The following is a 22,875-nucleotide window of genomic DNA, read 5'->3' as shown; positions in this document are numbered from 1 at the left end:
GCACTATCTGAACAGGCTTCAGTAGTACTTAAAGAAAAGCTTAAAAAAATAAACTTATTTTGTTTTCTGGACAGGATGAGTAATTCGGGCCATTTATTTAGTTTAAGTTCAGTCGTTCAAATATGTTTAATGTGCAAACAGCAACCAAACAACAACCTGATCATTATTTAGATCTACGGGGCGTGCTCCATGACTTGGTGCGTGACCACCGTTTGTGTGGCGAGGTGGCAGAGGAGCTGCTATCACGAAGGCGTACACCTGAGCAGGCTAAACTTCACCCCTTAGAGTACATTGCCTCCCAAAACCTGCGAGACGAAGCCAGAGAAGGTAAAGCGCTTAGTCTTGATTGTTTAACAGAATGGTTAGCGATTAAGTCGGATCAGCGCCATTTTCATATTGATCCACTAAAAATTGACGTGCCTTCTGTTACTAAGCAAATGTCCCATGCGTTTGCTGAGCGCCATCAAATTCTGGCAGTTGATGTTGATGATGAAACTGTAACAATAGCCAGTGCTCAGCCTTATGTTCATGCTTGGGAAGAAAACCTACGCCATGTGCTTAGAAAGGAAATCAAGCGGGTTATTGCCAGCCCTGCTGATATTCGCCGTTATACTGTAGAATTCTACAAAATTGCCCAGTCTGTTTCCGGAGCCAGTGGCGATGCTTATGGGGGCTTCTTAACCAACTTTGAGCAAATGCTTGAGTTGGGCAATATGCAAGCGCCTGATGCGAATGATCAACACATCGTTAATATTGTTGATTGGTTATTGCAATATGCCTTTGAGCAGCGGGCCAGTGATATTCATATTGAGCCGCGTCGAGAAAAAGGGCATTTAAGGCTCAGGATTGATGGTGTACTGCATTATGTGTATGAGTTGCCCGCACAAGTTATGGCAGCAGTGACCAGCCGGTTAAAAATTCTGGGGCGAATGGATGTAGCCGAAAAACGGCGTCCACAAGATGGCCGATTAAAAACAGTGAGTCCTGAAGGCAACGAGGTAGAGTTGCGTTTATCCACATTACCTACCGCTTTTGGTGAAAAAATGGTAATGCGGATTTTTGACCCTGATGTTTTACTCAAGAGCTTTGGCGAGCTGGGGTTAATGAAAGAAGACAACCGTCGTTGGCATGATATGATCAGCCAGCCGAATGGTATTGTGTTAGTCACAGGGCCAACAGGTTCTGGTAAGACCACCACTTTGTATTCATCACTTAAAGAATTAGCTACAGAGGAAGTTAATGTTTGCACTATTGAAGACCCCATAGAAATGGTGGAAGCCAGTTTTAACCAAATGCAGGTGCAACATAATATCGACCTGACCTTTGCCAGTGGGGTTCGGGCGTTGTTAAGACAAGACCCGGATATCATTATGATTGGTGAGATTCGTGACTTGGAAACTGCTGAAATGGCGATGCAAGCAGCGTTAACAGGGCACTTGGTATTGTCTACGTTACACACCAATGATGCCCCTTCAGCGATTACTCGCTTGCTTGAGCTAGGTGTACCAGCCTACATGATAAAAGCAACCGTTATTGGCGTTATGGCACAGCGCTTAGTGAGAACCTTGTGTTCAAGCTGCAAGAAAACTGCATTAGTTGATGAGGCTGAGTGGCAGACACTGACACGTCCTTGGTCTGCACCATTGCCAAAAGCAGCTTGCCAGCCAGTGGGTTGTTTGGATTGTCGAGAAACAGGATTCCGTGGTCGTTTAGGGGTATATGAAATTATGCCTCTGTCTGAAGGGCTGAAACATGTTATTGATGATGGGTGTGATGTACAAGAAATTCGCCGCCAGGCCTATAAAGAGGGTATGCGTAGCCTAAGGGTGAGCGGGGCTCAAAAAGTAGCTAGTGGTTTATCCACCATTGCTGAGATTATACGAGTAACCCCAACAACAGAGCGGATGAAATAAAATCAAACTGCTTTTAACCTAAGGGCACCTCTAAAAAGAAAAGTTAGTAGTGATAGAAGTGTCCCTAAATATCGCAAGGCTAATGTTGCTTTTTAAAAAGGCACACCTGAGTAGTTAGTGGAGTAGTCGTATGGAATCCTTATATGTAATTGGCACCATTATCTTTTTCCTGCTAGTGCTGGTGTTTATGGGGGTGAAGTCAGTGCCCCAGGGTTATCAGTGGACAGTGGAGCGGTTTGGGCGATTTACCCGTTCGCTAACGCCAGGTTTAAATATCATTATTCCTTTGATTGATCGCATTGGTCATAAAATGAATATGATGGAAACAGTTCTGGATATTGAACCTCAGGAAGTCATCAGCTCTGATAATGCTATGGTGACAATTGATGCAGTTTGCTTCTATCAAGTGGTCAATGCTGCCCAAGCATCTTATGAAGTGAATAACCTTGAGCGGGCTATTGCTAACTTGGTAGTGACGAATATCAGGACAGCACTAGGCTCAATGGAGTTAGACAGTATTCTGTCTCAAAGGGATCAAATTAATGAGCGGTTACTAAGAATCGTTGATGAAGCCACCAATCCCTGGGGAGTTAAAGTCACTCGTGTTGAAATAAAAGACATTACCCCTCCTGTAGACTTGGTTGAGGCAATGGCCAATCAAATGAAAGCAGAGCGGGAGAAACGAGCTGCAATTCTTGAGGCAGAAGGATTGCGCCAAGCAGAAATTTTAAAAGCAGAAGGAGAAAAGCAAGGCAAAATTCTTAAAGCAGAGGGTGAGCGGCAAGCGGCATTTCTAGAAGCAGAGGCACGGGAACGAGCGGCAGAAGCAGAAGCGAAAGCAACCAAAATGGTTTCAGTAGCAATAGCAGAAGGAGATATTAATGCGATCAATTACTTTGTAGCCCAAAAGTATGTTGAAGCTTTAGGTCAGCTTACTGCATCTGATAACAGTAAGATTATTATGATGCCTTTAGAGGCCAGTAGTGTAGTTGGTTCGGTAGCGGGAATAACTGACATCGTGAAGTCTGTTGATAGGAAGTAACCTTGTTAGAATTAGTTGAAGCACTGAATTTCTGGTTTTGGTTCGGCTTAGGATTCCTGTTGTTAGCTGTAGAAGTGTTTGGTACGGGTGGCTACTTTCTGTGGATAGGTTTGGCAGCCATTGTGGTTGGCATTATCAAGTGGCTAGTACCTGGCTTTAGCTGGCAGTGGCAACTACTGGTTTTTGCAATTTTATCAGTAGTTACTGCGCTTGGCTGGTGGAAATATCTAAAGGTAAACCCGCAAAATACTGAACAGCCTTTACTGAACCAGCGTGGTTTGCAGCATGTGGGTAGAACAACTGTGTTAGTCGATGCGATTAGCAGTGGTCGTGGCCGAATTCGGCTAGATGATAGCTATTGGCAGGTATCAGGAGATGATATGCCAGTAGGCACTCAGGTAAGGGTGGTTGATGTGGATAATCTGGTTTTAAAGGTTGAGAGAGTTAGCACATAATTTAACCTGCTGCTTAGCCACAGCAATGCGATAATAGCAACCAAATAGTCTATCAACGAATACTGCTAACTAAGGATATTTATACTAAGGTGAAAGCAGGCGCTGTTGATAGCCTCACAAGAGGGTCCTACAAAAGCATTAGCTTAGACCCAAAGATGCAGTTTGGTCATAGTCTCTGGGGGACTGATAACTGTTAATAGTCATGGTTTGAATGACAGTCATGATAAAAAATAGATAGCTAAAACCAATACTGCATTCTAAATAAAAGGATAAAACATACAGGTGAGGTAGTGATGAGACTGTATAACAAAAATTGCGGGAACAAATTCAGAATGCTAAAACTAAGCACAATTGCATTTACGGCTATGTTTAGCTGGGCTGTTCAGGGGGCACAACTACCGGCAGAAATTGAGGTTGATCGATACATCCTAGCGGCTGAAAAACATATCAATAATGAAGAGTTTCGTCAGGCTGAAGATTACTTGCAGCGAGCTGTTGCTTTGCAAGTAAGTACGCCAGATAAATTTTATTTTTTATACGGCCAGGTGTTATTGCGTAATGGTAAATTATCCCAAGCTCAGGAAAACCTTGAGCGTTATCTAAAAAAAGCTGGTAAAGAAGGTGAGTTTTATCAGCAAGCATTAGCACTTTATACCGAAGCAGAAGAAAAACTGGCGATAAAAACTAAAGCTAGTCAGCCTACCAGTAAAATCCCTGTTGATGCTATTAAGGCTGGGCCAAGCAAATCTGAAAAACTGGTGACATCACTAAAAAAACTCTATTTAACTGATAATGATGAAGAGGCGTTATTAAGGCATATTAATGCGATTTTAAATAATTATGCTGTGCGTACAGGAAAAATTATTAATCTGAATAAAGAAGCAGATTTGGTTTATTCAGTAACGGCAAATAAACAGGGTGAGTTATTTGTAACTCGTCGTAGCTCATTAGCAGCTGATGCGAATAAACGTTTTTCAAGCTCTAAACTATCCGTTTATGGGGTTGATCCATTTGTTGACTACCAGTGTTCACAAGTGGAAAAAGTTTGCTGGTTAAAGCATCCAGTTGACGGACAACGCTGGTTGGTTATTCGAAAAGATAACCAAGCTATTAAAGACTTAGCTCAAACCATGACAGCATTATTAAGAACCAAACAAAAATAAAATAGTATCGAAACAAAAAAGCCGCTTTTAAAAGCGGCTTTTTTATTATCTGTAAATATAGCCAAAGCAAATGGTTTTTAGGGGCAGCCGTCGAGCAATGAAGCCTCATGAGTTTATGTTTTTATAAATAATTGGGGTGGCAGTTAAATGCTCGATGCATTAACTGCATTTCCACCATCCTTGGTGGTCAAGAGCGACGACAACAAACCCTCAAAATCATTCAAGAGGGGTATAATTAGACTATTTGGCTCTGGCTTTAATAATTAACCCAGCAAAGCCTTGTTCTGCTTTCACGCCGATATACCATACACCTGTTGTAGGATAGTCTATACGGCAGTACTCGCTATTGTTTGCTTTGGTTGAACTACAGTAACTACTACTCTCATTTGGTAATGCTCCAGTGCTAATAAATAGGTCTGCATTGCCTTTGCCATTGCTTGTTTGGACTTCTAGTGCCTTAGTTTGTGCTGGTATATTCACTGTATAATACAGCCAATCACCGGCCTTAGCTGTTAATTGTGTTAAGGCAAACTGCTGACCAGTAGCGGCATTACCTGTGTGTTTTCCTTTATGAGGCCATTGATTACCAGGCCAGTCCGGTTTGGGCCAATCATTAGGCCAGTTAGGTGGTTTGGGCCAGTCAGGATCCTGTGGTGGTTTACATGGGTCATTAGGAGGCATGGGGTCATCACCATCATCAGGGGGTGTAGGCGGTTGTGGTGGATTTGGCTTATCTCCATCATCATCAGGCCAGTCCGGTCCATCGTTGTCATCATCACCAGGAGGTGGTGGAGGATTAGGATTGTCGTCGTCTCCGGGAGGCTTGGGCCAATCAGGACCATTATCATCTGGGTTATCAGGTGGCACTGGCGGTTGGGGAGGGTTGTCATCGCCAGGAGGTTGGTTATCACCTAAATTGACGTATTGTTTCACCCACTCGTAATAATTAGCAGCTTTGGTATAAACCCCAGGGTAACCTGGCCGGGCGCAGCCTCTACCAAAACTGACGATGCCAACTTGATAAACTTTATCGTACCATTTAATAAATAATGGTCCGCCGCTGTCTCCCTGACAGGAATCTTTGCCGCCTTGTTTATAGCCTGCACATACCATGTTTTCGGTAATGCCACCATAAGCTTGGCTGCATTCTTGCTGGCTGACAACGGGAACATCTACTTCCATTAATTTATTAGATAGCATGATGTTTTGTTGAGTATTTCCCCACCCAGCTACCTTTACTTTAGTGCCTGGTTTTATTGCATTATGGTGAATATTAGTATCAGCCAGGTTTATTGGTGTGATATTTAAACTGCTACTAACTGGGCGTTGCAATTTAATTAATGCAATGTCGTTGTCGCTGCTACGTGGATTATATTTTGGATGAATGATTGTTTTTTCTGCCCTGATTACTTCTCCTTCATTGGTCGTGCGATCATAACGACCAACGGTTACCCTAGTACCTGCTTTGGGAGAGCAATGGGCTGCAGTTATCACCCATTGTTGGTTAATCAAACTGCCACCGCAACCACCTAGCCATACCATCCATTTACGTTCTTCAAAATTAGAGGGACGGCCACCAACTATTTCCTGTGTATTATTACCTGCTTCAGGTGAAGGATAATTATCATTTTGTTGAGGGTTTCCATTATTTGCATGGGCAAGCCCTGTTACGGCTAAAAATAGGCTGCTCAGCACAAATATTGGCTTGATATTTTGTTTGTTCATTGTAAATTCCTATTTAAATGGAGTTGTTTGTCATTTTTATTGTGTGACTTGTTTGAGCTTGTTGATTTCTTTGTTTTAAATAAAAAGCTATCAATGCTTTGCTAGAGAATAGCGCTATATTTTTTATTGTATTGATAGTTGATCCACTAAAAATGTCTTATATAAAAATTAATTCTATTACTGGAAGCAGGTGTTGGTTATTTTTTAAAATAAATTAAATCAAAGTTTGATCTTAAATACCCTTTAGTAGTTAATTCATCCAGGTGAAGGGTTAGTCAATAAACTCTTGAATTTAAGTAGGTAAGTTGCTAGCTATGTGGATTGGCCGAGATTGCTTTTATGAGCCCCTCTCAGGGAAATGGTTGAGTGGATATAAGTCGCGCATCGGTTGTGAATAATATTGCAGCTTGTTAACGCATATCAGCTGATAGCTACATATGTGCGAAAATTCGCTTTTTAGCATTGCTTTCCTTTTTATACTCGCTTTCAGTTAATACTGTCGTCAATTTGAACTTAACTATAAATCTGCTATTCAAAGCATAAATGATTGTTTAGCTGTTAATTGATGAAACTAAAATTTAGTTTGTATGTTTCTTCCAGTTAAATGGTTGACATGCTGGATTTTTATTTAGTGATCATTTTGCTTATTGAGTAAACCTTGATTTTTAAAGCTATAGTCAAAGCGAATAATTTTTTAGTGGTGGCCGTCGAGTGACGAAGCCTCATGAGCCTATAAGTAATAGGTGATTGGGGTGAGAAATGAAGATAACAAACCCTAAAAGTCATTCGTGAAGAGTATAAAAGATTTTTACATTAGCCCGAATATTTCATCTTGCAAGAGGAAAAACTATGAAGGGTTCGAAATTATTACTGGGTGTTGGTGCCATGGTTATAGGTGTTGGTGCTGCTGTTGTCATGATGCCTTCTGAGCAATCTACGAGCCAAACAGCTAACCAAGGATCTGCGGTTAATGCTTCCAATGAGGGTCAGTCCGCACAATCAGATACTAGCAATGTAGTAGTTGCTGCGCCTGTTGCAGAAAAAGCTGAGGCCGATACAGCAGCTGAACCTGCCGATATCCCACTACCTGAGCCTGCTCCTGCATTGCCAGAAGTTGATCCTAACGAAACAACCAGTATGTGGAAAACATCTGAGCAAGAGCAAACTGTTGATGAAAATGGGATTCCAACTACCCATTTACAGGTTAATCCACAATTAATTAGCTCGTTACAACTGGGGCAAACGCTAGAGTTTGAAGTACCTGCACTAAATCAGTCTTATCAGGCAGAGCTTACTACAACACATAACCAGTTGGATGATGTTCATGTATTTAAAGGCAAAATTAATAACGGTGCTGAAAATGACAATGTAATTGTGACCCGTGGTGAAGTGGAGACCTATGTCACTGTATCTACCAGCGAAGGTGTTTATTCGGTGCGGATTGATAATGCTTCTGGTAAAGCCACCATGATTAGTGAAGATGATATTGCAAAAACAATCACTAATTTTAATGACGCCATTCCTGCACCAGAAGTGCCAGTTGAACCACCTAAAAATCGTAGTTAACAGTAAAAAAACTTGATCAAAAAGTGGGGTTTGGCTGCATGAAATCACAAAATATATCAGTGCTGGCTGGGTTCAGCCTAGCCTTGTCTGCGTTATTGCCTGGCCAGGTAGCGGCAAAGACAACAGTTGATGTGATGTTGCTATATACGCCAGGTGCAGCAAGTAAAGTAAAAGATATTAATGCTCATATTACTAACCTGGTTGAATATGCAAATCAGAGTTACCTTAATAGTGACGTTAATATGCAGCTAAACGTTGTCCACACGGAAGCAATAGCCAATGACTATGGAAGTGTTTCAGGTGCTACGTTAAAAAAATTTACTGATGATCAAAAAATAGCCGGTTTGCGTAAACAGTATGGCGCCGATTTAGTTACTTTAATTACTCTGCGAAAAGCGGATATTTGCGGTTCGGCATGGGTTCCCCAAGGCGATTCAACAACAGGAAAGTTTAAATCCACTGCCAGCGGATTTGCCTATAGCGTGATTGGAGCTGAGTGTGGTTTGTTAGCTTATGTTCATCAGCTGGGCCATAACATGGGGTTGGGCCATTCCGCTCAAAATGAAAATCCTTCAGGGCGGGTTGGTGGTATCTTTCCTTGGGCTAGAGGGCATGGAATAGATGGCTTGTTCACAACCATCATGGCTTATCCAAAGAACTTTAACGGTGCCAAACATGTTCAGCAGTTTTCAAGCCCTGTACAAATTAAATGTAAAGATCAACCCTGTGGTGTTGATAAAAGTGCCTCAAATGGTGCTAATGCGGTGGAAAATTTAATAATTGTTGCAGAACAAGTAGCTAACTTTGCCGGCTCAGCAAAGCCTGACTCTGATGACGATAAACCAAATTCTGACCTTTGTAAGAAACCTCATATGGCAAATAACCTGATAACTGGAGGGGATTTTAACAATCTCAATCCTTGGGGGTCATACCACAATAGTAGTGTGAGTTTGAGTAAAATTGCGAAGCAAAAACCTTGTGGTAAAGACAATATTTTATCTATTAAAAATCGTAAGGCTTTCTATGACGGGGTTATTCAAGATATTACTGAAAAAGTAAAGCCAGAGGTTGAATATGAAATATCTGCAAAAATGAAAATAGATACTGAGCAGCAAGTAAGAGACACGGCGCGAATAGCACTACAAATAACTGATGAAGTAGGTGTTCATTATCAATATTTGGTTAATGAATCTATTACCAGTAATGAAATGAGTCAGGTAAAAGATAAGTTTAAAATACAGGCGCTTGGCGAAGTAAAAAAGGTTCAGGTGTTGTTGTTTGGCCCTAAAGCAGAGTACGCACTTAATGTAGATGAGGTTAAACTGACTCAAGTAGACAGTGAACCACCTAAACCTGATAAAGATGTCTTTAACCATCACTTTGAGCAAAACCTTCATAACTGGATTCCGTTCTTTGGTGTTGATCAGTTAACCCGGTCGAAAGAAGCTGCCAGTGAAGGTGAATACAGCATGAAGGTAACAGGGCGTAGCCACTGGTATTCTGGGCCAGCTTTAGATGTGAAAGGTATTTTAGAAAGTGGCAGGCAATACCAATTAAGCCTGAATGTCAGGCAGGCCATGAAGCAAAGCAAGGAGCAGTTAATCGATATTCAGCTCTTTTATGTGGATGATGTCGGATACCACTGGCATCGAGTTAAAACGGCTAGTTTGCCTGCAGGCGAGCAGTGGACAACAGTGTCGGGCAATTTAAGCTATCAGGCAAAAGGAGCTGTGAAATTCATTCACTTATATCTGTTTGGTCCTGAGCCTGGAATGGACTTCTTTATTGATAGGGTAAGTGTAAAGAAAAATTAGCAGTAAACTGGCTATTCGGACACTAATTTGCCTGAAAATTAGTGGTTATTCGCAGAAAACCTGAGTAAAGTTTCAAGTTATGCTTGGCTGATTTGGCTAATCTATGGCGTAAAATATCAAGTTTTAATATTTTGAGGCCAATTAGCAGCAAGACTTATTATGGCCAAAGTTGCTTTGGCTGTGAAGATTGGAGCTAATAAACACAAACTTTAAGGGTAATCATTCTTATCTGTTTGTTACAGTGTGTAATTACTCAAATGCTTGAAGCGACCTAAACCACAAAGTGATAAGTTTTTTGACAGCTTGGAGTAAATCTTGTGCGTAGGTTCGCTTTTTTTTGCTAAACAGGCTTCTATAATCATCCCCAGTTACAAGGTAGATACTTATTAATATTGAGGTGGCAAATATGTTTGATAAAAACCTATTGAAAGCCTGTGCCATAATGATCACAGCTGTTTGTGCAGCTTTTATTTTAGGCACAAATGCCGAGTCTGATACTCAAACTCAAGCAACTAATCAAAAGGTTATCGAGTTATCAGTTAATAGTGATCGCTAGGCTCAAGCTCGCACTAAACAGAGCTTGTTGCCTGGCAGCCCTCCATTAAGTTTCAGCCATTTCAGTTGTTAGTCAGCTTCCGCTAGTTACATTTTATAAAGTTTTCTGTGGTTTAATAGTTATAAAAAATGCTACTGCCATTTACTTGGTTGCTTCTTTCTTTACTCCCTAGAACAAACTTACCACCTAACTCTTAGTGCTTGTCGAAAATCTCATAACTTTTTGTTGAATGCTCAATTAAAAATAGTGGGCTATAAATTATTGATCAGAGTCTAAGAATATAAATTAGCTGATTTAAATAGTAAGAATAATGTAGTCTAATGCTAAACCGTAGTGAAGATATGAGTAGTGAAAGTTGCTGACTAACTAGTTTATTATGGAAAAATAAACTACTGCATCAGTGATGTATGAGTTAACCATCTGTAGTTGAATGGTAGTTGGCTTAATAAAATCTTTTAAAGTTATTAGGCTCATAAAGTAAATACTTATATATCTTGTAAAGACAGTATAGGTCTACAAATCAAACGAATTTTTTATTTATTTACTAACTGTAAAAAACTATTATCCTGCTGTTTAAGGGTTATCAAATATGAACTCTAATGCTGATCATAACGAGTTGGGTATATCTAGCTCTAAGCATAAGCAACTTTGGAGTTCTAAACCTGTACTGAAAGGACTGCTAGTTGGGCAGTCTGGAAATACTGCTAAACTGCTCGATAATATGGTTTGTCGTCTTTCTATGGATGCACTGGTTTGCAATGAGCCATTAATGACTACTGTTATGGCAAAGCGCTTTTCTCCCGATATTATCTTAATTAATGCTGACTTGCAGGGGATCACTTGTTTATCACTTATACAACTATTAAGGAGTGATCCAGTTACTTCAAGATTGCCTATAGTTGTTATTAATGAGTGGAATGATCGTTATTTAGGAAAAATGGCAATTAGCTTGGGAGCTCAAGCTTGCCTCTCAATTCCTATTGTTGGACGTGAATTTGTAAACGCAATACAAAAAATATTGCGTATTGAAAAGCCAGCATTAGGCCCAGTTGTAGGATTAATAACAGATACTGATAGAAGCCAGGCAGTGCTTACTAACTTGGTTAAGCAACTTGGTTTCCATGTCGAAACCATTAGGCTTTCAGAAAAGCCTATTTCACCGAATATAATTAAGAACAGGAAAGTTTCAGCCTGGGTTGTTGATATTGTCAGTGACAATAATTTTGACAATATTAATGGTATAATTGACACGCTGTCAGTTCCTGTGTTACTAGGACTAGACCAACCCCCAGAAAAAGGAATTGCCCTGTCGCGTGTTGATCTGCTTAAAATTAATAGTTGGGAAACAAGAATAAAAAATAAACTATTTGCCTTGTTAAGCTAGATCAAGCAATTTATCAAGCTGCTACTGTTTCTCTATTCTCTCCCACTTTACTGTTAATGCACTATCGTTCTTTATTGTGAATTTTATATGGTCATTTGATGACTATTAAGTTGTTAAATGGTTTTCGGTTCGCGATTCATTAAATAATTTTTTTGTGCGCTGCATCTCTTTTTCTAATCTAACTCGACACTATAATTCGCCACACGTTAATTGTTGTATAACTGTAGTTAATGTGCAGCTATCAACACCTCTCGGTTACTAAGACCAGATAGTAAAGGGAGGATAACAAAAGCTCTTGTTGTTTATTAAAAATAACCACAAGAAAGCCAGCACTTTAAAACACATATCTAGTTTATTACCAAGAGGAGACTGAATTTGATGTCTTGGAAACTTGCTGCAGGTTCATTGTTTGCTGTTGCAGGTATTGCCATTGGCTTATGGGTTACTCAAGATGGTAACCAGCAGGTCACCGTTACTCAAGGCAATAGTAAAGATAACCAGCAAGAAATAACAAAAGCAGTTGATGTTGCTGGTAATGATAAAGCCAAACCAGAAGAAGTAGCAGAAAAAGATCGTTTACCTTTACCAAAGAAAAAAGCACCATTACCAAAAATAGATGGAACACCTGTAGTATTTTGGCAGGCAACTGAGAAACTACAAACAGTTGACAAGTTTGATGTACCTGTCCATCACCTTAAAGTAGAACCAGCTTACATTAAAAGTATACAAGTTGGTCAAGTGTTGGAATTCCCTATTCCAGAATTAAATAAGTCATTCATTGCTAAGCTGACCGATACGGCTAACTCATTTAATGGGGTGCATGTTTGGACTGGCATTATGGTGGATGGTGGACCGACTGAAAACGTTATTGTCACTAGGGGGAAAACACAAACCCATATAACGATTTCTTCTCTTGAAGGAATTTATTCAGCTGTGGTTCAAAATGATACAGGTGAAACTCAAATAATAAATGAAAACCACATCAAGGCTGCGGTAGATGAACCTCCAGTAGTATTTAATGGGAACTTACAAGCGCCACCAGAGCGTTAGTTTATAGACAACACTTGACACTTATTACACAAAGGGAGAGCCACCTGATGAATTCATTTGGTCAATTTTTTCTTACTGCCAGCAGTTTGTTAGCTGCTGCAGTAGCTTCAGTAAATGCATCTGCTGCTTATACAGACAACACGACAGATACTGTTATTGACGTTATGGTTCTGTATACAAATGCAGCAACCAAGACTTATAAAGGTCGCGATATTGATGCTCGGATTGCAGCATATATTAATTATGCTAATAAAGCATATGAAAATAGTGGGGCAAAAGTACAGTTGAGATTAGTTCATTCAAAAGAATTTAACTTGTCAGCTACTGAGAAGCAAGCTATCCACAATCAGGAAGAAATATACAAACAAGAATGTTATCAATATAGAGATAATAATCAGAAAAGAAGTTGCCTTAAATCTGTAGAAGATACCTTAGAAAATCCATTAAAAGCTGTTAATGGTATAAATTTAGGTATTTTAAGGTCTAATGAAAATATACAAAAATTAAGAAAAAAACATGGAGCAGATTTAGTAACTTTAGTTAATCTAGCCGAACGAACCAATGATGGCTACATCACTTGTGGTATTGGGTATGTACCTCAAGGCTATGTCTCTCGTTATGACTCTAAAGGCAAGTTTTATTATAACGCTAATACTCAGGCTTATAATTTAGTGGGTGTTGACTGTGGCTATAATACCTTTGTTCACGAGCTTGGTCATAATATGGGGCTGGGGCATTCGGTAAAACAAAAGAGTGTAGGTGGAGTTTATAATTGGGCTAGAGGCTATGGAGAAGTTGGTGATTTCACTACAGTAATGGCTTATCCTCAAGTCTTTGGAGCAGTTGGATTACAACAGTTTTCAAATCCCAAACTATATAAGTGTAACGGACATGCTTGTGGAAAGAAAAAAGATGAATATATAAACTACTATAACCCTGAAACCCAAAAAAATGAAAAAGTTAGTATTGGGTCTGATTCAGCTGATAACCTTAATAAACTGGCTAAGCAAATAGCTGACTTTATGCCTAGTATATACCCACTAGAAAATGACCCTGGTGAAACAAACCCTGGTGGAACGGATACAGGCACTACTCAGCCGACAACTCCTGAGCTTTGTAACAAGCCTCATATGAAAAACAACTTACTATCTCAAGGGGATTTTAACCAAATAAACGAGTGGTCTTTGTTTAGAGGTATTCACGGTGGCTTTTTAGAGCAAATTTCTGATGACAATACTAGTTGTGGTAAAGACAACCGCCTCAAAATTACAAGTCGTCCATATTGGTATACCGGTCCTATGCAAGATGTGACTGGTAAAATTCAGAAAGGCCATGAATATGAAGTCAGCGCTAAAATCAAACTAGTTGGTGATGGTAATTATACCATCCGAGATGATGCGCAAATTACTCTTGAAATCAATGGTGGCCAAGACTTTCAGTATTTAGCTGATGCATCTGTTACCAATAAAGAATTTACCACGTTAAAGAAAAAATTTAAGCTAAAGAGCAGAGCTGTTGTTGAGAAACTAAACTTATTTGCTTATGGGCCTCGCTCAAATCGAGATTTTATTATAGATGAGTTTAAACTGGTTGAAGTCTCCAAGCCTGTTACTCCATCCAATAATCCACTTGTTTTTGAGGAAGGCTTTGAAAAGTGGAATTATAGTGCAATTAGCTTAGATAGTGGCTTTTATAGAACCAGTTATGATGTATCAAAAGGACGTTATAGTTTAAGAAGTTATGGCCGTAATGCATGGTATGCTGGTCCTGGTGTTGATGTAACGGGAAATGTTAAGCCTGGTAAGTCATATAAAGTAACTATGGATGTGAAGTTAGATAATGGTCGTGGGACAGCACAACCAGTTTCTTTGTACTTACTATATACTGACAAAAATAACCCTCGTCGGAATTACTGGCACCGGATTGCTCGGCAGGTGGTATCTCATAGCCGATGGTTTACTTTATCTGGAGTACTTAATGCGCCTGGTTCTAAGTATGTTGATGCTAAGCTGGTTGTAATTGGTCCAGACGGTGGGATGGAATTTAATATTGATAACATTAAAGTGACTCAATAAAATCACTTAAAATAAAAAAAAGCGGCCAATGGCCGCTTTTTTTATATATCTATCATTAATACAATGAGAGTATTCTCGAAAACATTTTTTGTGATATGTTTTGTTTTTAAGCTTGAGCAGGGTCTAATAAATTATATAAAGCTTTATTTAAGATCAACTACCATCTAAAGCGCGTCTAAAATTTAAACTATCTGCCAGCCGAAACTATGTTAAGGAGTGACATATGAATAGTTTAAATTTTGTCAAATTATTAAGCACGAGCACTATAGCTATTGGTTTGCTTTTTCCTGGCATTGGCTTTGCAATCGAAAAAATAAACTTAACAAACCATCTTTTAAATAAAGGATTTAACTCATTATATCAGTCCTCACTCTCTTCAATTTTAGAGTTATCTAACCAGGAAAAATTAGTAGTACTTAATCAGGTCAATTTTAAGTCGGGAAAGTCCATCAGTCGTATTCAGCAACACTATCAGGATATTCCAGTGTGGGGAGTAACGTTGACAGCAACCCAGGCTAGCAGTGGTAATTATGAAAATTTGTCTGGTTTTCAAGTTAAAGGGTTGAAGGAGATGCAGCTAAGTTTAGCACCTAACTTAACTCAAAACCAAGTGATGATTATAGCTAAACAATATATTGGTGCTACTAACATAGTAAATAAAAAGCTAGAAAATAAACAAAAAAATTGTTTATTTATCTTGAAGATGAGGAACCAAAATTGGTTTACGAGGTTTCTTATTATACCGATGCATTAGGTTTTCCTTCACGGCCATTTCTTATTATTGATGCCCACACAGGTGAAGTTATCGATCATTGGGAAGGTCTTGCGCAGGTGGTATGAATGAAGCTTTTTCTGATATGGCAGGTGAAGCGGCAGAGTTTTTCATGCGGGGTAAAGTTGATTGGATTGTAGGAGCAGATATTACCAAGAGTGGTAAAGGTATACGTAACTTTCCTAACCCCAGTAAGCATGGAGGATCTATAGAGCATATTAAAGACTATCGTAATGGTATGAATGTACACTATTCTAGCGGTATTTTTAATAAAGCTTTTTACCAATTAGCAGAAGTCAAAGGCTGGGGTATTCGCAAAGCTTTTGATGTAATGGTATTAGCCAATCAGGTTTATTGGCAGAGAAATTCTACCTTTGAACAAGGTGCTTGTGATGTAATGAAAGCAGCCAAAGACAAAGGCTATTCTGTTGCAGATGCCAAAGCTGCATTTACTGTAGTAGGAGTCGGTGACAGTTGTAAAGTTGACCCGCCAGACCCAACGGATAAATACAAGCCATTACAGTCAGGTGCTGGCTACTGCTTAACAGCTAGTGGAAATGCAGTTACTGTATCTACTTGTAATAATTCCGATAGTCAACATTGGTTGCTTGATGATCAAGGGCATTTAATGGTTAAGTCTGTTAGCAACTCTTGTTTGTCAGTAGGAAGTAATCCTAAACGGGGTAACCAAGCTATGTTAAGCAGTTGTAATAATGAGGATTATCAGCGCTGGCAGTTTAGTGGCAATGTTATTCAAAACGTAAAAGATTCTAGTTTACGTTTAACCAGTTGGGGATCTCGTAATGGAGCAAGAGTGGGTGTTTGGACTTCACTTAATAATCATCCGATCCAGCAATGGTGGTGGAAAAACTGAAGGGTAGTGTTAAAAATTATTCGCACAAGATGTAACCAGCTACACTTAGTTGTACTGAGCAACTTACTGACGTAATCAATAAGTTGCTTTTGTTTAATTAAAATTATAATAAAGCGTCACTTAATTTAATGTATCAAATCTATAGCCAAAGGGTATAGTTCACATGGAAGGTGAATCAATGAAAAAATTTTTATTACTTTCAAGTTTAGCGAGTGCTTTAGCTTTATCGAATATTAGTCAGGCTGATGAAAAAGTGTGGGTGACCATTGGAAAAGATGGTTACGATTTATTAAAGCAGCAAATGCCGGGGTTAATGCAAGAGAAAAAATCGTTTGATTTAGCTAATGATAAAGTGAGTTTAGTCAAAGTGCATGAAAAATATTTACCGCTATTAAGCATGTATATGCACAAGCAATTTAAGCGCTGTGGTGGTTATATGGTTCATGAAAATGAGCAAGCGGCTTATTCATCTATTCAAGCATTTATGGATAATAGACCTCAAGCATTGATAGATTATAAAATTGACCAACAAGGCGTCATTAATCCATTACTTCCACAAATCAAAGAGTCTGAAATTAGAAGCTTTATTATTGAGTTATCTGATTTTAATAATCGTTATTACCGTAGTACAACTGGTGTTAATGCTGCGAAGCGTATTCGTGATAAATGGGCTGAGTTGTCGGCAGGTCGTTCAGATGTATCGGTTGAGTTATACGGTCATAGTGGTTGGAATCAGGACTCAGTGGTAATGACTGTTCAAGGTAATGAGTTAGCTGATGAAATTGTAGTTATCGGTGGCCATTTAGATTCAATAAATCAATATAGCAGTGATCGAATTAATGCTCGTGCACCAGGTGCTGATGATAATGCATCAGGTATTGCGACTATTACGGAAGTGATTAGGGTATTAATGAATAATGACTACAAACCAAGTCGTACCTTGAAATTTATGGGATATGCAGCAGAAGAGGTAGGCTTAAAAGGCTCTCAAGAAATTGCCAAAGCCCACAAAAACCAAGGAAAAAATGTGGTTGGTGTGTTGCAGCTAGACATGACTAATTATCAAGGGGATGCGGTTGATGCGGCAATTATTACTGACTATACCAGCAGTGCACAAAATAACTTTTTTAAAGAAGTTGCTAACTACTATGCACCTGAACTAAATATTGGCACAACTCAATGTGGATATGCTTGCTCTGATCATGCCTCTTGGCACAACCAGGGCTTCCCTGCCACCATGCCGTCAGAAGCGCCATTTGGTAAGCATAACCAAGCATTACATACTACAGGTGATACCATTAGCAAGTCAGGCGATAATGCTAACCATGCTTATAAATTTGCCAAAATGGCAGCTTCGTTTGCTGTGGAAATGGCTAAAACTGCGGGTTCTGATCCTGACCCCGATCCAGGTGATTATAAACAACTAAAATCAGTCACAGGTTATTGTCTGTCGGTAAATACTTCTAATCAGGCCGAACTAGCTAACTGTGCAATGAATAATAAACAGTTGTGGCAGCATGATGACCAGGGTCGGTTAAAACACAAATCAGGAAATTGTTTATCTGTGAGTGATATAGCCAATCGAGGTGACCGTGCTGTATTAAGAAGTTGTGGCAGTGGTAAAGGCCAAAAATGGAAAATGGAAGGCCAGCGGGTAATTAATGGTGCAAGTGATAGTTTGCTATTAACAGCCTGGGGAAGAAATGCAGGCGTTCAAGTCGGCGTTTGGAGTTCGCTGTTTGGACATCCAATTCAAAGTTGGGATTGGAAATAAATATACCCTTCGCTGTGAGTATGTAGATTATATTGTTGGGTGTGAATCTTTTGTCTTTAAATTAAAAAAGCCCCAAATATGGGGCTTTTTTTGTAGGGTAAGCGTTTCGCAAATTTACAGCAATAACTGCCGTATATCGCTTAATAAGTCGCTTAAAACAGCAGTAAAGCGTGCTGCATCTGCACCGTTGATTGCTCTGTGGTCGTATGATAAACACAAAGGCAACATTAGGCGTGGTTCAAACTCTTTACCATTCCAGACTGGTTTCATGGACGACTTGGAAACTCCTAAAATACCCACTTCTGGTGTATTAACGATTGGAGTAAAGGCGGTGCCCCCTATGCTTCCTAAGCTGGAAATTGTAAAACAAGCGCCTTGCATTTCTGCAGGCGATAGCTTTTTGTCTTTAGCTTTGCCTGCTAGTTCGATGGTTTCTTTAGCGAGTTCGACTAAGCCTTTTTTATCAGCGTCGCGAATGACTGGTACTAGTAAGCCGTCTGGAGTATCAACCGCAATACCGATATGTACATAGTCTTTATAAACCAGCCCATCACCAGTAGCATTTAGTGAAGCATTAAAGTTTGGCAATGCTCTTAGTGCTTGGGCGCAAGCTTTGACCAAGAAGGGAAGGGGGGTCATTTTAACGCCCTTCGCTTTTTGCGATTGCCTGAAGGCTTCCAGCTCGGTGATATCAGCCTCATCAAATTGGGTAACGTGAGGCACGTTCAACCAAGCTCGATGTAGGTTGAAGCCAGCCACTTTGCGCAATCGTGACATTGGTTCTTCACGAACAGGTCCAAACTGTGAGAAATCAATAGCTGGTACTTCAGGAATACCAGCACCACCTGTTGCACCAGCAGGTTGGGTTTTGGCCTTTTTCAGCTGCTCGCTAACATAGGCTTGTACGTCTTCTTTGAGAATCCGAGTACGTGGTCCAGAGCCTTTGACTAGTGCTAAGTCCACTCCAAATTCACGGGCCAGTTTTCTAACGGCTGGACCAGCGTGAACATTTTGGCTTGGCTTATCTAATGTCGCAGAGTTTTGTGTCTGTGGAGTAGCTGCTTTTGCTGGGGCAGCAGCTTGTTGTGCTGGCTGAGCAGCAGGCGCAGCGGGTTGCTCTGCTACAGGTGCTGTAGACGTGGTTTCTAGTTCTAAGATTAAGTCACCCATAGAAACCGTATCGCCTTCTTTCACTTTCAGGCTTTTAACAATGCCGGCTTTTGGGGCAGGTACTTCCATGGTGGCTTTATCAGACTCAAGCACGATGATTGAATCTTCTTCAGCAATCTCATCACCTTCTTTTACGCATACTTCAATAACAGGCACGTTTTCACTGCCAATATCAGGCACTTTAATTGGCTCGATAGCTGAAGCAGTTGGTGCTTGGGCAGCTGGTTGCTGAGTTGGAGCAGGTTCTTCAGCTGTCGCTTCTTTTGTGGTAGGTGCTGGCTCCGCAGGCGCTTCAGTAGCACCTTCTGCGGCTAATACAACAATTTCACTGCCTTCAGAGACTTTATCACCTACTTGCACTAGCAGCTTTTGTACAGTCCCTCCTTTTGGGCAGGGAATTTCCATGGTGGCTTTGTCAGACTCAAGCACGATTAATGAGTCTTCTTCTGCTACTGTATCGCCAGCTTGGACGCATACTTCGATGATTTCGACGTCTTCGCTACCACCAATATCGGGGACTTTAATGATTTCTTCTGACATAGTTTACCCTTTAATCTACTGACACCTATTGGTTAGCAATACAGTGGATTGGCTTTGGTTGGATCGATGTTGAATTTCTTCATTGCATCAGCCACTAGTTTGCTATCAACTTTGCCTTCTTCTTTTAAGGCATGTAAGGCAGCAACAGTGATGTAGTATCGATCAACCTCGAAAAACTCGCGCAATTTCTGTCTAGAATCACTGCGACCAAAACCATCGGTGCCAAGGGTGATATAAGTAGTTGGAACAAAGTCTCGGATCTGATCTGCATACAACTTCATGTAGTCAGTTGCAGCAATGACTGGGCCCTGACGATTGGTGAAGCACTCTGTTACATAGGGTACTCTTTGCTCGGCTTCAGGGTTAAGCATGTTCCAGCGTTTAGCATCTAAGCCTTCACGGCGTAATTCGTTGAAGCTAGTGGCACTCCATATATCGGATTCCACTTTAAACTCTTTGCGTAGGATATCTGCAGCAGCACGAACTTCTTCCAAAATAGTACCGCAACCAACTAACTGCACTTTGAGCTTAGCTTTCTTAGAATTTTGCTCAAAGCAATACAGGCCTTTGATAATGCCTTGAATAACTTCATCGCCTTCAGGCAGGGCTGGTTGCTTGTAGTTTTCATTCATAGTGGTGATGTAATAGAACACGCTTTCTTGTTCTTCATACATCCGACGTAAGCCGTCTTGAATGATTACAGCTAGCTCATAGCCATAAGTTGGGTCATAACTGACGCAGTTTGGAATAGTGGAAGCTAGGATATGACTGTGACCATCCTGGTGCTGTAGGCCTTCACCATTTAGGGTGGTTCTACCAGCAGTGGCACCGATTAAGAAACCACGTGCTTGAATATCTCCTGATGCCCAAGCTAAGTCGCCAGTCCGCTGGAAGCCGAACATAGAGTAGAAGGCGTAGAATGGAATCATTGGTGTGTTGTTGAAGCTGTAAGAAGTACCAGCTGCTACCCACGCTGCATGAGAGCCAGCTTCGTTGATACCTTCCTGAAGGATTTGACCTTTTTTGTCTTCTTTGTAAAACATCACTTGGTCGGAATCCATCGGTGTATAAAGCTGACCTTTGGATGAGTAGATACCTAGCTGACGGAACATGCCTTCCATGCCAAAGGTACGAGCTTCATCTGGCACAATGGGTACAACGTTTTTTCCAAAGTTTTTGTCTTTAACCAGAGCACCTAAAATTCTAACAAACGCCATGGTGGTAGAAATTTCGCGTTCACCACTACCTTTGGTTACTGCTTCGAATGCTTTTAAGTCAGGTGCAGGCAGTGATTTAGATCGAGTTCTGCGCTGAGGTACATAACCACCTAAAGACTCACGACGCTTGCGCATGTAAACCATTTCTGGGCTGTCTGCATCTGGGCGGTAGTAGGGAACTTTATCCAAGTCATCATCTTTGACAGGGATATCAAAGCGATCACGGAATGACTTCAGGTCTTCTAATGCTAGCTTCTTAACTGAGTGAGTAATGTTGGCGGAAGCTGAGGAACCGGTAGCATAACCTTTAACAGTCTTGGCTAAGATCACTGTTGGCTGGCCAGTGTGATTTACCGCAGCATGATAGGCTGCATAGACTTTATATGGGTCGTGGCCGCCGCGGTTTAACTTATAGATATCATCGTCAGATAGGTGCTGTACCATATCTAAGAGCTCAGGGTGCTTACCAAAGAAGTGTTCTCGTGTATAAGCACCGCCCTTAGCTTTGTAGTTTTGGTAGTCACCATCAACGCATTCATCCATGCGTTGCTGCATCAAGCCATCTTTATCTTCAGCAAATAATGGGTCCCAATGACGCCCCCAAACTACTTTGATGACATTCCAGCCTGCGCCGCGGAACTGGCCTTCAAGCTCTTGAATGATTTTTCCATTACCACGAACAGGGCCATCTAGACGCTGTAAGTTACAGTTCACTACAAAAATCAGGTTATCAAGTTTTTCACGGCCAGCTAGACCGATAGCACCCATTGACTCTGGCTCATCCATCTCGCCATCACCAAGGAAGGCCCAGACCTTACGGTTGTTAGCAGGAGCCATACCGCGGTTGTCTAGATACTTCATAAAGTGGGCTTGGTAGATGGCCTGTAGTGGCCCTAACCCCATTGATACTGTTGGGAATTGCCAGAAGTCAGGCATTAGCCAAGGGTGAGGGTAAGAAGATAAACCTTTGCCATCCACCTCCTGACGGAAGTTGTCTAATTGGTCTTCGGTTAGGCGCCCTTCTAAGAATGCACGACTGTAGATGCCTGGTGCAGTGTGGCCCTGGAAGTAAACCAAATCCCCTTCGGAATCTTCAGTAGGGCCTTTAAAAAAGTAGTTGAAGCCAATGTCATAAAGAGTAGCGCTAGACTGGAAGCTGGAAATGTGGCCGCCTAAGTCTGCATCGCTTTTGTTAGCACGCATCACCATTGCCATGGCATTCCAACGAACGATAGAGCGAATCCGGCGCTCCATAAATAAGTCGCCAGGCATTCTTGCTTCACGAGAAGATGGAATAGTGTTGCGATAAGGGGTTGTGATGGAGTAGGGCAGTTGAGTACCGGCTCTGCTGGCATAGCGAGCCAGGCGAGTCAGTAAATAGTGGGCCCGGTCTTCCCCTTCTTTTTCCAGCACCGAATCTAGTGCCTCAAGCCACTCTTGGGTTTCTATTGGATCAACATCATTCTGCATATTCATTTGCTCCAGGTCAGAAGGGCCTTGAGATTAGGCGTATAATGATTATAGCCGCTACCCTTTTAGTGCCATTTTAAATAAGCGCCAATAATATTAGGGGGCCATTGTAATTGTTTATATGTAGTAATACTACACAGATTAACGGTTTTACCTGAGTTTTTCCGTTACAAATGTAGTAAAGCTACAAAATGCGTTTGAAAGTCAATGTTTGTTTTAGTGGTGCTGCTGATGAGTCAGCAGTGCCTACTAGTGCTGTTAAGCCTTGATTTTTCTAGTTTTAATGGATTTAAAGTAGCGTGCAGCGCTAGCATC

17 protein-coding genes are annotated in these 22,875 nt (G+C 40.7%); 14 read left to right on the top strand and 3 right to left on the bottom strand.

Annotation, left to right across the window (positions count from 1 at the left end; genetic code table 11):
* Positions 1-122: 122 nt before the first annotated feature.
* From G4Y78_RS24745 to G4Y78_RS24730, 4 genes are all read left to right on the top strand, one after another.
* Positions 123-1,913 (top strand): GspE/PulE family protein, encoded by a 1,791-nt coding sequence (locus G4Y78_RS24745; RefSeq protein ID WP_163835548.1) that lies wholly within the window; start codon positions 123-125, stop codon positions 1,911-1,913.
* A 130-nt stretch (positions 1,914-2,043) separates the two neighbouring features.
* On the top strand, positions 2,044-2,955 hold the full coding sequence (locus tag G4Y78_RS24740) for an SPFH domain-containing protein (protein WP_163835547.1): 912 nt from the start codon (positions 2,044-2,046) through the stop codon (positions 2,953-2,955).
* 2 nt (positions 2,956-2,957) lie between these two features.
* Positions 2,958-3,410 carry an NfeD family protein gene (locus G4Y78_RS24735; RefSeq protein WP_163835546.1) on the top strand — a complete coding sequence of 151 codons (453 nt, stop codon included), beginning with the start codon at positions 2,958-2,960 and terminating at the stop codon, positions 3,408-3,410.
* 332 nt (positions 3,411-3,742) lie between these two features.
* Positions 3,743-4,573 (top strand): tetratricopeptide repeat protein, encoded by an 831-nt coding sequence (locus G4Y78_RS24730; RefSeq protein ID WP_163835545.1) that lies wholly within the window; start codon positions 3,743-3,745, stop codon positions 4,571-4,573.
* 240 nt (positions 4,574-4,813) lie between these two features.
* Here G4Y78_RS24730 and G4Y78_RS24725 read toward each other — a convergent pair whose 3' ends face one another.
* A complete protein-coding gene (locus G4Y78_RS24725; protein ID WP_163835544.1) occupies positions 4,814-6,298 on the bottom strand; it encodes a trypsin-like serine protease in 1,485 nt (494 codons plus the stop codon).
* 849 nt (positions 6,299-7,147) lie between these two features.
* Between G4Y78_RS24725 and bamI (G4Y78_RS24720) the strand changes: the two genes are divergently transcribed.
* The 10 genes from bamI (G4Y78_RS24720) to G4Y78_RS24675 all read left to right on the top strand — a co-directional run bounded on the left by bamI (G4Y78_RS24720) (position 7,148) and on the right by G4Y78_RS24675 (position 18,163).
* The gene (bamI, locus tag G4Y78_RS24720) at positions 7,148-7,864 is read left to right on the top strand and encodes a biofilm-associated metzincin protease inhibitor BamI (protein WP_163835543.1); all 717 of its coding nucleotides are present in this window, start codon (positions 7,148-7,150) and stop codon (positions 7,862-7,864) included.
* Positions 7,865-7,902: 38 nt separating this feature from the next.
* The gene (gene mep72 / locus G4Y78_RS24715) at positions 7,903-9,678 is read left to right on the top strand and encodes a biofilm-associated metzincin protease Mep72 (protein ID WP_163835542.1); all 1,776 of its coding nucleotides are present in this window, start codon (positions 7,903-7,905) and stop codon (positions 9,676-9,678) included.
* A 406-nt stretch (positions 9,679-10,084) separates the two neighbouring features.
* Complete coding sequence (locus G4Y78_RS24710; RefSeq protein ID WP_163835541.1) at positions 10,085-10,234, top strand: hypothetical protein; 150 nt, start codon at positions 10,085-10,087, stop codon at positions 10,232-10,234.
* A gap of 589 nt (positions 10,235-10,823) precedes the next feature.
* Positions 10,824-11,618: a PleD family two-component system response regulator gene (locus G4Y78_RS24705; protein WP_163835540.1), complete on the top strand. Its 795-nt coding sequence runs from the start codon at positions 10,824-10,826 to the stop codon at positions 11,616-11,618.
* 378 nt (positions 11,619-11,996) lie between these two features.
* Positions 11,997-12,668 carry a biofilm-associated metzincin protease inhibitor BamI gene (gene bamI / locus G4Y78_RS24700; protein WP_163835539.1) on the top strand — a complete coding sequence of 224 codons (672 nt, stop codon included), beginning with the start codon at positions 11,997-11,999 and terminating at the stop codon, positions 12,666-12,668.
* A gap of 47 nt (positions 12,669-12,715) precedes the next feature.
* Positions 12,716-14,743, top strand: coding sequence for a carbohydrate binding domain-containing protein (locus G4Y78_RS24695; RefSeq protein WP_163835538.1), 2,028 nt, complete (start codon positions 12,716-12,718; stop codon positions 14,741-14,743).
* 223 nt (positions 14,744-14,966) lie between these two features.
* On the top strand, positions 14,967-15,497 hold the full coding sequence (locus G4Y78_RS24690) for a hypothetical protein (protein ID WP_163835537.1): 531 nt from the start codon (positions 14,967-14,969) through the stop codon (positions 15,495-15,497).
* A complete protein-coding gene (locus tag G4Y78_RS31805) occupies positions 15,428-15,583 on the top strand; it encodes a PepSY domain-containing protein (RefSeq protein WP_408022079.1) in 156 nt (51 codons plus the stop codon). The genes G4Y78_RS24690 and G4Y78_RS31805 overlap by 70 nt, the downstream gene beginning before the upstream one ends.
* Positions 15,580-16,389 (top strand): M4 family metallopeptidase, encoded by an 810-nt coding sequence (locus G4Y78_RS31580; RefSeq protein ID WP_163835535.1) that lies wholly within the window; start codon positions 15,580-15,582, stop codon positions 16,387-16,389. Before G4Y78_RS31805 ends, G4Y78_RS31580 begins: the two co-directional genes overlap by 4 nt.
* A 178-nt stretch (positions 16,390-16,567) precedes the next feature.
* Positions 16,568-18,163 (top strand): M20/M25/M40 family metallo-hydrolase, encoded by a 1,596-nt coding sequence (locus G4Y78_RS24675; RefSeq protein WP_163835534.1) that lies wholly within the window; start codon positions 16,568-16,570, stop codon positions 18,161-18,163.
* Between the two features lie 114 nt (positions 18,164-18,277).
* Here G4Y78_RS24675 and aceF read toward each other — a convergent pair whose 3' ends face one another.
* Both aceF and aceE read right to left on the bottom strand, forming a co-directional pair.
* On the bottom strand, positions 18,278-19,873 hold the full coding sequence (gene aceF / locus G4Y78_RS24670; RefSeq protein WP_163835533.1) for a dihydrolipoyllysine-residue acetyltransferase: 1,596 nt from the start codon (positions 19,871-19,873) through the stop codon (positions 18,278-18,280).
* Positions 19,874-19,905: 32 nt separating this feature from the next.
* Positions 19,906-22,560: a pyruvate dehydrogenase (acetyl-transferring), homodimeric type gene (gene aceE, locus G4Y78_RS24665; protein ID WP_163836595.1), complete on the bottom strand. Its 2,655-nt coding sequence runs from the start codon at positions 22,558-22,560 to the stop codon at positions 19,906-19,908.
* Positions 22,561-22,875: the final 315 nt, after the last annotated feature.

This window comes from Spartinivicinus ruber (genome assembly GCF_011009015.1).
Classification (GTDB): Bacteria; Pseudomonadota; Gammaproteobacteria; order Pseudomonadales; family Zooshikellaceae; genus Spartinivicinus; species Spartinivicinus ruber.
The sequence above is the reverse complement of the archived record's forward strand: the minus strand, read 5'-3'. Positions and strand labels throughout refer to the sequence as shown.